Origin of the sequence: Amycolatopsis sp. NBRC 101858 (assembly GCF_030269325.1) — a bacterium.
GTDB classification, from domain to species: Bacteria; Actinomycetota; Actinomycetes; order Mycobacteriales; family Pseudonocardiaceae; genus Amycolatopsis; species Amycolatopsis ponsaeliensis.
Genome location: NZ_BSTD01000003.1, coordinates 459,136 through 469,661 on the forward strand (window position 1 = coordinate 459,136; position 10,526 = coordinate 469,661).

The following is a 10,526-nucleotide window of genomic DNA, read 5'->3' on the forward strand; positions in this document are numbered from 1 at the left end:
GCCCCGTCTGCTATGGCGCTCCGTCAGGCCGGCACGGGCATGCTCATGAGCACGTCCGTGGGTGTCCCGCTGGGCGATCCACCGGCCTGTTCCAGGCTCACCGCGAGGTGGTCGGTGGAGCCGATGCCGTCCGCCACGACCAGGCCACCGTCGCTCGGAGCGGCGAGCACGCCGGCCGAGCGCGGCGCGTCCTTCCCGGTGATCAGCCAGGCTTCGTACACCTTCCCGCCCGGCTGCGCCGGCAGCCCGGCGTCCATCACCATCACGCGGTTCAGGGACTTCGACAGGACGACCGTCACGCCGCCGCCGGTGGGTGCCTCGCCGTGCGCGGTCTTGGCGTCCGGCGCCGCGAGCAGCGCCGCCACCGGCGCGTACCGGCCCTTGGCCTGGTCGAGCTGGGTCTGCGCCGACTGCAGCTCCTGCTGCTGGGTCAGCGCGATCCCGCCGAACACCCCGCCCGCGGCGAGCCCGACGACGGCGGCCGCGGCCGCGGCGACGACCGCCCAGCGCGGCGCCCGCGCCGAACGGCGGTGCCGGTCGGTGGCGGGCCGGGTGCGCGGCGGCAGCTGGCGGGTGGCGTGCATGGCGGTCAGGACGCGGTCCTTGAACTCGGCCGGCGGCTCTTCGGCCATCGCCGCACCCAGCCGGGCCGCGGTCGCGCGCAGCTCGGCGACCTCCTGCGCGCACGACTCGCACTGCTCGAGGTGGCGGCTGAACTCCGCCCGCTCGAGGTCGGACACCGCGTCGAGCGCGAACGCGCCCGCCAGGGTGTGCATCTCGGGCGTGCTCACGCGGTCACCCCCAAGCAGTCCCGCAGGCGGATCAAGCCGTCCCGCAGCCGCGTCTTGATGGTTCCTTGCGGCGTCGACAGCACTTCGGCCACCTCGCGATACGTATAGCCCTGGTAGTAGGCGAGCAGCACGGATTCGCGCTGCAGATCGGTCAGGAAGGACAGGCACTTGCGCACCTGGGAGCGTTCGAGCCGCGCGGTGACGGACTCGGCGACCTCGTCGAACGGCCGGCCGCGGGCGGCTTCGAAGGTCGCCTTCTGCTCGCGCTCGGTGCTGGCGCGCGCCGAGCGGACGCGGTCGACGGCCCGGCGGTGCGCCAGCGTCATCGCCCAGTTCAGCGCGGAGCCCTTCTCGGGCGCGTACCGCGTCGCGGTGCGCCAGAGCTCGACGAGCACCTCCTGGGCGACTTCTTCGGACTGGGCCGCGTCGCGCACGATCCGCCGCACCAGCCCGAAGATCGGCCCGGCGAGCTGGTCGTAGAGCAGCTCGAAGGCCCGCTCGTCGCCCTTCGCGACGCGTGCCATCAGCTCCTCGGCGGTCGGCGCGGCCGGGGCGTCCGAAGGCTCGAAGGGCACCGACGCCACCGGGCGCCGGCGGGCCGACTCATCCATGCAGCTGTCCTCCGGCGTTCTGCGGCGTGCGCGGCACGACCGCGGCCTTCCGCAGCCACAACGCGACGCCGTGGCGGCGGATCAGCGCGGACACCCGCTGCGGGAGCAGCGGCCGGGCCAGCACGAGCCGGGCCAGCCACCGCGGGTTCACCGGTCGGCGAACTCCCCGCAGCGTAGCGACCAGCGGCGTCGAACTCCCGCGGCGCAACGCGACCGTGAGGTCGAGCAACGCTTCCGGGTGGGGCAGGCGCATCCGGTACTCGCCGTCCATCTCCTGGAACGGCGAGACGTAGAACTCCTTGGCGGCGCGGGCCCGGCCGGCTTCGTCGGGGTGCAGCAGGTAGGCGTGCCGACCGCCGTAGGTGTTGTGCACCTCGGCGACGACGCACTCCAACCGGCCCTCGCGGTCGTGGCACCAGTAGACGCTGATCGGGTTGAACACGTACCCGAGCACGCGCGCGGCGGCCAGCATGACGACCTTGCCGCCGCGCAGGTCGACGTCGCGTTCGGCGAGCCACGCGTCCAGCTTCTCCCGGATCCCGCGCGGGTCGCTCGCGACGAAGTGGTCGCGGTCGTCGAACCGGGCGAACGGCCGGACCCACCACGGCAGCCGCGGCGGCGCGTCCAGGTCCACCAGCCACAGGTACACGCGGTGCGCGAAGGAGTGCGGCGGGTCGATCCGCCGCACGTGCGCGACCGTGGCGTCGTAGAGCGCGTTCGTCACCAGGCGACTCCGAGGCTTTCGGCGGCGCGGGCCCCCGAGGAACAGCCGTCCTCGTGGAAGCCCCAGCCGTGGTACGCGCCGGCGTAGGCGAAGACGCCGTCGTTGAGCTCGGGCAGCCGTCGTTGCGCCGCAACGGATTCCGGCGTGTAGACGGGGTGCTCGTAGTGCATCTTGGCGACCAGGGCCGCCTTGCCGGTGCCCTCGCCCGGGTTGAGCGTGACGACGTACCCGGTCGGCTCGTCCAGCCGCATCAGGCGGTTCATGTCGTAGCTGACCTGGACCGCGCCGGTCGGGGCACCGCACACCGGGGCCCGGTAGTTCCAGCCCGCGCGGGCGTCGGCCAGCGACGGCAGCACGCTCGTGTCGGTGTGCAGCCAGGCCTCGTTCTCCGAGTAGCGGAACGCGCCGAGCACCTCGCGTTCGGCGGCGGTCGGGTTGGCCAGCAGCGACAGCGCCTGGTCGGCGTGGGTGGCGATGACGACCCGGTCGACGCGGTGCGGGGTGTCGGCGTCGTCGCGGACCTCGACGCCGCGGGCGGTCCGCAGCACCGACCGCACCGGCGTGGACAGGTGGACCGCGGTGAGCTGCTTGGCCGCGCGTTCGACGTATTCGCGGGACCCGCCGACGACGGTCCGCCAGGACGGCGAGTTCTTGACGCTCAGCATCCCGTGGTTGCGCAGGAACTCGAACAGGTAGCGCGCCGGGTAGCGCAGCGTGTCGCTGCGGTCGGCCGACCAGACCGTCGAGACCAGCGGCAGCATGAAGTGGTCGGTGAAGTAGCGCGTGTAGCCGCCGATGGCGAGGAACGCGCCGAGGGTGACGTCGCCGGCGTCCTTCGCGTCCAGCAGCCGCTTCGCGTGCCGGTGGAACTTCTTCACTTCGGCCAGCATCCGCAGGTAGCGGGGCCGCGCGAGGTTGGCGCGCTGGGCGAACAGCCCGGCCAGCCCCTTCGCGCCGGCGTACTGCAGGCCGCAGCCGTCGCACCGGATGCTCATCGACATCTCGGTGTCGCGGGTGCGCACGCCGAGCTCCCCGAACAGCTTCAGCAGCGTCGGGTAGGTGCGCTCGTTGTGGACGATGAAGCCCGAGTCCACGCCGATGGTGCCGCCGTGGGCGCTGGGGACGTCGTGCGTGTGCGCGTGCCCGCCGAGCCGGTCGTCGGACTCGAAGAGCAGGACCTCGTGCTTGCGTTGCAGCAGGTATGCCGCCGTCAGCCCGGCCACCCCGCTGCCGATGACGGCGATGCGTTCTCCCGTGATCTCCACACCGGTACTTCGCTGCCGCCCCGCAGGTGGATTGGATGGACGCGGCACCAATCCACCGCGCAGGGGAGAGCGAATCCCGGACATGCCGAACAGCACCGCGCACCGCCTCGCCTCGTTCGCCGAAAAACTCCTCGGCGGGCAGCTCCCCGTCGGCCTCCGGACCTGGGACGGAACCCGCGCCGGCCCAGTGGACGCGCCCACCGTCGTGCTCCGCAACCGCCGCGCCCTCCGCCGCCTGCTCTACGCGCCGGGTGAGCTGGGTCTCGCCCGCGCCTACGTCACCGGTGACCTCGACGTCGAAGGAGACCTGGCGGACGGCTTCCGCCGGATCTGGTCCCTCACCCGCGCGGGTGAGCTCAAGCGGGTGAAGCTCGGCCCCCGGGACTGGGCCGAAGCGGCGTCGCTCGCCGCCCGGCTCGGCGTCGTCGGACCGCCGCCCAAGCCGCCCGCCGAAGAAGCACGGCTCACCGGCAAGCTGCACAGCCTGCTGCGCGACAAGTCCGCCATCGCCCACCACTACGACCTGGGCAACGCCTTCTACCAGCTGCTGCTGGACGAGTCGATGGCCTACTCCAGCGCGTACTTCACCTCCGACGAGCCCGGCTACGGTCTCGAGCAGGCCCAGCACGACAAGCTGGAGATGATCTGCCGCAAGCTGGGGCTGCGGCCGGGGATGCGGCTGCTCGACATCGGCTGCGGGTGGGGCTCGCTGCTGGTCCACGCGGCCAAGCACCACGGCGTGCACGCCGTCGGCATCACGCTCTCGGCCGAGCAGCTGCAGCACATCCGCGGCCGGCTCGCCCAGCACGACCTCGAAGACCGCGTCGAGGTGCGCCGGCAGGACTACCGCGAGCTGCCGGACGCGCCGTTCGACGCGGTCGCGTCGATCGAGATGGGCGAGCACGTCGGCGAGGTCAACTACCCGACGTACACCGCGACGCTGCACAAGATGGTCAAGCCGGGCGGGCGCGTGCTGATCCAGCAGATGTCCCGGGGGAACGTGGCGCCGGGCGGCGGCGCGTTCATCGAGCGCTACATCGCCCCCGACATGACGATGCGCCCGGTGGGCCGGACGGTCGAGCACCTCGAGCACGCGGGCCTCGAGGTCCGGGACGTGCATGCGATGCGCGAGCACTACGTCTGGACGGTGCGGTCCTGGGCCGACACCCTGGAGCAGAACTGGGCCGATGTCGTCGCGCTGATCGGCGAGACGGGCGCGCGGGTCTGGCGGCTCTACCTGGTCGGTGGGGCACTGGCGTTCGAGGAGAACCGGATGGGTGTGGACCAGATCCTGAGTGTGCGGCCGGACGAGCACGGCGTGAGCGGCATGCCGGCGACGCGGGAGTGGATCTGATGTCACTCGGAGCGACACTGCTGGTCACCGCCGGCGTCACGCTCGTCGCGGTGGTGGCGACCTTCGGGATCGCGCGGGCGCGCAAGCGGTACGACACGGTCGACACGTTCTGGGGGCTCGGCTTCGCGATCGTCGCGCTGGCCGCGTTCCCCTTCGGCGACGGGCCGCTCCTGCTGCGGCTGGTGGTCGTGGTCCTGACGGTCGTCTGGGGCGGGCGCCTTTCGCTGCACCTGCACCTGCGCAACCACAAGCTGCCCGAGGACCCGCGGTACGCGCGGATGGGCTACGCGCCGCTGCGGATGTTCGTCCGCGTGTACCTGTTCCAGGGCGTGGTGCTGTACTTCGTCTCGCTGCCGGTGCAGTTCGCGATGTACGGCACCGGGATCGGGGTGCTCGGCTGGCTCGGCGTCGTGGTGTGGCTGATCGGGTTCGGCTTCGAGACGATCGGCGACGAGCAGCTGCGCCGCTTCAAGGCCGACCCGTCGAACAAGGGCAAGGTGCTCGACACGGGGTTGTGGCGCTACACGCGGCACCCGAACTACTTCGGCGACGCGTGCGTGTGGTGGGGCCTCTACCTGCTGGCCTGCTCGACGTGGCCGGGCGCGCTGACGATCCTCTCCCCCGTGGCGATGACGTTCACCCTGGCCCGCGGCACGGGCAAGCCCATGCTGGAGAAGGGGATGGCCCGCACGCGCCCGGCGTACGCGCACTACGTCGAGCGGACGAGCGGCTTCTTCCCGCTGCCGCCCAAGAAGCTCACTCCCCGGTGAGGCCGTCGGTCAGCTCGCGCAGGACGTCGAGGTGGCCGACGTGCCGGGCGGTCTCCTCGATCATGTGCGTGAGCACCCAGCGGACGTTGAAGGTCTCGTCCTTGTGCGTCACCTCGTCGTCCAGGCCGTGCTTCGCGACGATCTCGCGGCTGCGGGCGCTCTGCTTCTCGTAGTCGGCGAGCAGCTGCGCGAGGGTCGTCCCGGGCGGGACCCGGAACTCGGCGTCCGGGTCCTGCTCGAGCCTCGCCTCCCAGGTGTCCTCCTCACCGTCGACGACCACGGCGAACCAGAACCACTCGTTCAGCGTGAGGTGGGCGAGCAGGCCGGCGACGGTCGTCAGCTCGCTGGGCAGGTGGACCTGGCGGGCTTGCGCTTCGGTGAGCCCCTCGCTCTTCCAGGCGACGGTGGCGCGGTGGTAGTCGAGCAGGGCGGTGAGGATCTCGCGCTCGCCGCCGGTGAGCGGGACCTCCGGGCGCTGCGGTCGTTCGGTCATGGACGGGAGTCTGCCAGGCACCACCGACAGGTTTCCCGGATTACCTTGCGCACGATGTAATCGTGGGCTAGGTTTACGGGCGTGCCGGATGAGTTCTCGTTGGACGAGCAAACCTGCTTCGCGCTCTACGCGGCGTCGCGCGCGGTGACGGACACGTACCGTCCCCTGCTCGGCGAGCTCGGCCTCACCTATCCGCAGTACCTCGTGCTGCTGGTGCTGTGGGAGTCCGACGACCGGCCGGTCAAGGAGATCGGCGAGGCGCTGCACCTGGACTACGGCACGCTTTCCCCGCTGCTCAAACGACTCGAGGCCAACGGGCTGGTGACGCGGGCGCGGATGCCCGCGGACGAACGCACCGTGGTGATCAGCCTGACCGAGGAGGGCCGTTCGATGCGCACCCGCGCGGCGAACGTCCCGACGGCCATCGGCTGCGCACTGGGCCTCGACGACGTTTCGCGGCGGGAACTGATCACAACCCTGCGGCGGCTGACAGCATCGGCCGCCGCGTACTCACTTGGAGGCCCTGATGCCCAGCCGTGACGCGACCACCCACTGGGTCGGCGGACTGCAGAACGGGAAGGGCGAGGTCACGCTGGACTCGTCCAACGCCGGCACGTTCTCCGTCTCGTTCCCGACCCGCGCCGGCAACCCGGACGGCCAGACGAGCCCCGAAGAGCTCATCGCGGCGGCGCACTCATCGTGCCTGGCGATGAACCTGTCGGGCGTGCTGGAGGCGCAGAAGCTGACGGCGGACTCGATCGACGTGAGCGCGGAGGTGACCCTCGGCCCGGCCGCCGGCGGCGGCTTCGAGATCAGCGGCATCGCGATCACCCTGCGCGCGTCCCTGCCGGGCGTGAGCGCGGAGCAGTTCGCGGAGTACGCCGAGACGGCGGAGAAGACGTGCCCGGTGTCGAAGGCACTGGCCGGCACGACGATCACCCTGGACGCGGCGCTCGTCTGAGCCACGCGGCGAACGGCCCCCTCCTTTTCGCCGAGGGGGCCGTTTTCGCGTCAGTGCACCTTGGCTCGATAAGTCGACTTCTTCGCCTGGTTCCCGCAGATCTCCATCGAGCACCACCGCCGCGTTCCCGGCCTCGACGTGTCCAGGAACAACGCCCCGCACCGGGGACCCGCGCACCGCCGGACCCGCGCGAACTCCGGGGACGTCACCAAATCCAACGCGTCCCGCGTCAGCAAAGCCAGCATCGCCGATGCCGGATCCGCCGCCTGCCACCGCACCTCGCCCGAAGCCGACAACGACGGCGCCGGTACCGGCAAGGCCGCGAACCGGTTCAACCGCTGCCGGATGGCGGGGCGCATCGAACCCGTCAGCAACGCATGGATCGCCTCGCGCGCCACTCGCGCATCGTCCACCGAGGCCGGCCGCACCGGGACCGCGTAGGGGCCGAACGCGTCGATCCACGCTCCCCACGCGGAAGCGTCCGGGAGTTCCTCCTCTTCCGAAGGCGTTCCGCGGTAGCGCAGCGTGCGGATGAAGTCGAGGCACAGTCTGCCCGCTCCCGCGCGGAATCGGTCCGTCATACGGGTCACAGTACGCCGGAACCGGTTTGACTGGTACCGTCGGGAACCGATCAAACCGGTTCCACGAGGGGGCACGCATGACCGAGACCGAGCAGAAGGCCCCGCCCGGCTGGCTCGTGCTGCTGCTGGCCGTCTCCTGTGGACTGACCGTCGCGAACCTCTACTACGCCCAGCCGCTGCTCGCCGAACTGCGGCACACCTTCGGCGTCGGGGAAGCCGCGGCCGGCGGGGTCGTCACCGCCACCCAGATCGGCTACGCGGCCGGGATGCTGCTGCTCGTCCCGCTCGGGGACCGGCTCGAGAACCGCGGCCTCGTCGCGACGCTGCTGGCGGTCGCCTGCGCGAGCCTGGTCGCCATCGGCGTCGCCCCGGGCTTCTTCGTGCTGCTGATCGCTTCGCTGATCGCCGGAGCGGCGTCGGTCGTCGTGCAGATCCTCATCCCGTTCGCGGCCGACATCTCCCCCGACGCCATCCGCGGCCGGATCGTCGGGCGCGTCGTGAGCGGCCTGCTCTTCGGCATCCTGCTCTCACGCGTCGTCGCCAGCTTCCTGGCCGAGGTCACGAGCTGGCGCGTGGTGTTCCTGATCTCGGCCGCCGCGATGGCCGCGCTCGCCGTCGTGCTGCGGTTCATCCTGCCGCGCCGGGCACCCAAGACCGATGTCCACTATGGACAGCTGCTGCGCTCGACCCTGGCGATGTGGAAGAAACACCCGAGTCTCCGCCACCGCGCGCTCTACCAGTCGGCGATGTTCGGGGCGTTCAGCGCGTTCTGGACGACGATCGCGTTCGTGCTCACCGCGCCGCCGTTCGGCTACTCCCAGTTCGGCGTCGGCCTGTTCGCGCTGGCGGGCGCGGCCGGTGCCGCGGTGGCACCGCTGGCCGGGCGGTGGTCGGACCACGGCCACGGCCGGCGGCTCACGGCGGGCGCGTTCGCACTCTGCGCGGCGGCGTTCGCCCTCGCCGGGTTCGGCGCGCACAGCGTCATCCTGCTGGCGATCGCCGCGATCGCGATCGACACGGCCGTCCAGGCAACGCTCGTGACCGGCCAGCACGTGATCTACCAGCTCGACCCATCGGCCCGCGCCCGCGTCAACAGCGTGTACCTCGGCACGTTCTTCATCGGCGGCGCAATCGGTTCCCAGGCGGGCTCGATCGCCTACCACCTGGGCGGCTGGACGGCAGTCGTCGTCTTCGCCGGCGTCCTCCCACTGCTCGGCCTGGCCGGCATGACCCGCACCGAGGTCTAGGCGAACACGTCCCGGCGCGCGGCGGCCCATTCGGCGTACGTCGTCCCCGGGCGGCCCAGCAGCTCCTCGACGACGCCGGTCGGCACCTGCGGGTGCCGGAGCGTTTCCTCGAAGCCGTCCAGAATCCAGTCAACAGCCGACTCTGGGACGCCGTATCCGACCCACTGCGCCCGCTGGTCGTCCCGGGTCAGCTCGCGGAACCGGATCTCCCTGCCCAGCACGGATTCCAGCGCAGCGACCTGGCCGCGCAGGCTGATCGCCTCCGGTCCACTGAGGACATACGTCTGGCCGATGTGCCCTTCGGTGGTCAGCACCCGGGCGGCCACCGCGGCGATGTCGCCGAGGTCGATCGGGGTCTGCGTCGCGTCGCCGTAAGCCATCGCGACCTCGCCCTCGCGGACCATCGGCGCCCAGTCGAGGGTGTTGTTCATGAAGACGCCGGGGCGCAGGAAGGTCCAGGCGAACCCGCCTTCCCGAACCGCGGCCTCGACGGCTCCGTATTCGTTGCCACTGGAGCCTTCGTGGCCATCGCCGACACTGCTACCCGACAGCGCGACGACCCGCTTGACGCCGGCTTCGGTGGCCAGCTCGCAGAACCGCCGGACGGTCCGCGCCATCGGAGCGAGGTAGACGGCGTCGACACCGTCGAGAGGCAGAGTCGACGGCCGGGCCAGCGACCCGACCACGACCTCGGCTTCAGCGGGCAACGCGGCCCGCGCGGGGTCGACGGTCAGCGCCCGGACCGGCACCCCCAACGCCAGCAGCTCGTCGACCACCAACCGCCCCACGCTGCCGGTCGCACCCGTCACCAGGATCGTCATGACACCCTCCTCGTTTCCGTATGCCGTACGAGATAGTACGGCATACGGGAACCCCGGCGCACATGAATCGAAGAAATCAGGAAGTGATCGTCGGCAGCTCGGGCGCCGCGACGTCGTAGACCTTGCCCTCTTGGCTCAGCAGCGCCGCCAAGACCTTGGCCTTGCGGTCCGTCTGCTCTGGTGTCCCCCAGCGGACGATCTTCCCGCTCGACAACGTGAACTCCACGCTCGCCGGGGTCTTCGCCGTCGCCGTCGTCACCTGCTTCAGCAGCTGCTCCGGGATCACGCCCAGCACCGCCGTCACCGCGCGCGTCACCGGGTCGTCGGCCGACACCTTCGGGAGCTTGAGCTCCGGCAGCCCCGCCGGCCGGGACGGGACCGTCTTGAACACCACGCCGCCGCCGTCGACCAGGTGGACTCCGTCGCCGCCCGGACCGCTGTCGAAGAACGCGATCGCCGTCCGCTCGGTCACCGTGATCTCGACCGTGTTCGGCCACGACCGCGACACCTCGACCGTCGCGATGCCCGGCATCGCCGCCACCCGGTCGCGGATCTCGTCGGTGCTCAGCCGCAGCAACGGCTTGTCCGCCGGCACCCCCGCCACCTCGCGGATCCGGTCGGCCGTCACCGTGCGCGAGCCGCTGACCGACACGTCCTTCACGCCCAGCATCGAACTGAAGAACAGCAGGTACACCACCGCGATCACGGTCAGCACCGACAGCAGCGCCACCCAGCGGCGGCGGATCTCGACCCGCCGGTTGGGCCGGTTGCGCGGCGACGGGCGCGTGGTCACGCGGGTGCGGCGGCGCTCCTCCTCGGAGCGCCGCCCACGGCGTTCCCGCGCCAGGGCAGCGCGATCCCGTTCGTCCTCTTCGGACGGACGGCGGCGTTCCCTGGTCGGACTCATC

13 protein-coding genes are annotated in these 10,526 nt (G+C 71.4%); 5 read left to right on the top strand and 8 right to left on the bottom strand.

Annotated features, from left to right (window positions below):
- Positions 1-23: 23 nt before the first annotated feature.
- From QSK39_RS25580 to QSK39_RS25595, 4 genes are read right to left on the bottom strand one after another with little or no spacing between them, the layout of a single operon-like run.
- On the bottom strand, positions 24-791 hold the full coding sequence (locus QSK39_RS25580) for an anti-sigma factor (protein ID WP_285480367.1): 768 nt from the start codon (positions 789-791) through the stop codon (positions 24-26).
- Positions 788-1,402, bottom strand: a complete 615-nt coding sequence (gene sigK / locus QSK39_RS25585; protein ID WP_285480368.1) for an ECF RNA polymerase sigma factor SigK — start codon at positions 1,400-1,402, stop codon at positions 788-790. The genes QSK39_RS25580 and sigK overlap by 4 nt, the downstream gene beginning before the upstream one ends.
- Positions 1,395-2,129, bottom strand: coding sequence for a DUF1365 domain-containing protein (locus QSK39_RS25590; protein WP_285480904.1), 735 nt, complete (start codon positions 2,127-2,129; stop codon positions 1,395-1,397). The genes sigK and QSK39_RS25590 overlap by 8 nt, the downstream gene beginning before the upstream one ends.
- Positions 2,123-3,391, bottom strand: a complete 1,269-nt coding sequence (locus QSK39_RS25595) for an NAD(P)/FAD-dependent oxidoreductase (RefSeq protein WP_285480369.1) — start codon at positions 3,389-3,391, stop codon at positions 2,123-2,125. The genes QSK39_RS25590 and QSK39_RS25595 overlap by 7 nt, the downstream gene beginning before the upstream one ends.
- Positions 3,392-3,473: 82 nt before the next feature.
- On the opposite strand from QSK39_RS25595, the gene QSK39_RS25600 reads away from it, so the two are divergent.
- Positions 3,474-4,745 (top strand): SAM-dependent methyltransferase, encoded by a 1,272-nt coding sequence (locus QSK39_RS25600; protein ID WP_285480370.1) that lies wholly within the window; start codon positions 3,474-3,476, stop codon positions 4,743-4,745.
- Positions 4,745-5,515 (top strand): DUF1295 domain-containing protein, encoded by a 771-nt coding sequence (locus tag QSK39_RS25605; protein ID WP_285480371.1) that lies wholly within the window; start codon positions 4,745-4,747, stop codon positions 5,513-5,515. The genes QSK39_RS25600 and QSK39_RS25605 overlap by 1 nt, the downstream gene beginning before the upstream one ends.
- Here the strand turns inward: QSK39_RS25605 and QSK39_RS25610 are convergent.
- Positions 5,502-6,008 carry a DinB family protein gene (locus QSK39_RS25610; RefSeq protein WP_285480372.1) on the bottom strand — a complete coding sequence of 169 codons (507 nt, stop codon included), beginning with the start codon at positions 6,006-6,008 and terminating at the stop codon, positions 5,502-5,504. The two genes, QSK39_RS25605 and QSK39_RS25610, sit on opposite strands and share 14 nt — an antisense overlap.
- Positions 6,009-6,089: 81 nt before the next feature.
- Between QSK39_RS25610 and QSK39_RS25615 the strand changes: the two genes are divergently transcribed.
- Together QSK39_RS25615 and QSK39_RS25620 are read left to right on the top strand one after the other, a co-directional pair.
- Positions 6,090-6,548, top strand: coding sequence for a MarR family winged helix-turn-helix transcriptional regulator (locus tag QSK39_RS25615; protein WP_285480373.1), 459 nt, complete (start codon positions 6,090-6,092; stop codon positions 6,546-6,548).
- Positions 6,535-6,969, top strand: a complete 435-nt coding sequence (locus QSK39_RS25620; RefSeq protein WP_155546023.1) for an OsmC family peroxiredoxin — start codon at positions 6,535-6,537, stop codon at positions 6,967-6,969. The genes QSK39_RS25615 and QSK39_RS25620 overlap by 14 nt, the downstream gene beginning before the upstream one ends.
- 50 nt (positions 6,970-7,019) lie before the next feature.
- Here the strand turns inward: QSK39_RS25620 and QSK39_RS25625 are convergent, their stop codons facing one another.
- Positions 7,020-7,550 carry a CGNR zinc finger domain-containing protein gene (locus QSK39_RS25625; protein WP_285480374.1) on the bottom strand — a complete coding sequence of 177 codons (531 nt, stop codon included), beginning with the start codon at positions 7,548-7,550 and terminating at the stop codon, positions 7,020-7,022.
- A 77-nt stretch (positions 7,551-7,627) separates the two neighbouring features.
- Here QSK39_RS25625 and QSK39_RS25630 point away from each other — a divergent pair, with 77 nt between their 5' ends.
- Positions 7,628-8,797: an MFS transporter gene (locus tag QSK39_RS25630; protein ID WP_285480375.1), complete on the top strand. Its 1,170-nt coding sequence runs from the start codon at positions 7,628-7,630 to the stop codon at positions 8,795-8,797.
- Here QSK39_RS25630 and QSK39_RS25635 read toward each other — a convergent pair.
- Together QSK39_RS25635 and QSK39_RS25640 are read right to left on the bottom strand one after the other, a co-directional pair.
- Positions 8,794-9,618 (bottom strand): NAD(P)H-binding protein, encoded by an 825-nt coding sequence (locus QSK39_RS25635; protein WP_285480376.1) that lies wholly within the window; start codon positions 9,616-9,618, stop codon positions 8,794-8,796. The genes QSK39_RS25630 and QSK39_RS25635 overlap by 4 nt on opposite strands.
- Before the next feature lie 76 nt (positions 9,619-9,694).
- A complete protein-coding gene (locus tag QSK39_RS25640; RefSeq protein ID WP_285480377.1) occupies positions 9,695-10,525 on the bottom strand; it encodes a cell division protein FtsQ/DivIB in 831 nt (276 codons plus the stop codon).
- Between the last annotated feature and the right edge of the window lies 1 nt (position 10,526).

Bases quoted from the DNA above. Each gene is read 5' to 3' on its own strand.
- sigK (WP_285480368.1), bottom strand. From the start codon at position 1,402: ATGGATGAGTCGGCCCGCCGGCGCCCGGTGGCGTCGGTGCCCTTCGAG.
- QSK39_RS25600 (WP_285480370.1), top strand. From the start codon at position 3,474: ATGCCGAACAGCACCGCGCACCGCCTCGCCTCGTTCGCCGAAAAACTC.
- QSK39_RS25605 (WP_285480371.1), top strand. From the start codon at position 4,745: ATGTCACTCGGAGCGACACTGCTGGTCACCGCCGGCGTCACGCTCGTC.
- QSK39_RS25610 (WP_285480372.1), bottom strand. From the start codon at position 6,008: ATGACCGAACGACCGCAGCGCCCGGAGGTCCCGCTCACCGGCGGCGAG.
- QSK39_RS25620 (WP_155546023.1), top strand. From the start codon at position 6,535: ATGCCCAGCCGTGACGCGACCACCCACTGGGTCGGCGGACTGCAGAAC.
- QSK39_RS25625 (WP_285480374.1), bottom strand. From the start codon at position 7,550: ATGACGGACCGATTCCGCGCGGGAGCGGGCAGACTGTGCCTCGACTTC.
- QSK39_RS25630 (WP_285480375.1), top strand. From the start codon at position 7,628: ATGACCGAGACCGAGCAGAAGGCCCCGCCCGGCTGGCTCGTGCTGCTG.
- QSK39_RS25635 (WP_285480376.1), bottom strand. From the start codon at position 9,618: ATGACGATCCTGGTGACGGGTGCGACCGGCAGCGTGGGGCGGTTGGTG.
- QSK39_RS25640 (WP_285480377.1), bottom strand. From the start codon at position 10,525: ATGAGTCCGACCAGGGAACGCCGCCGTCCGTCCGAAGAGGACGAACGG.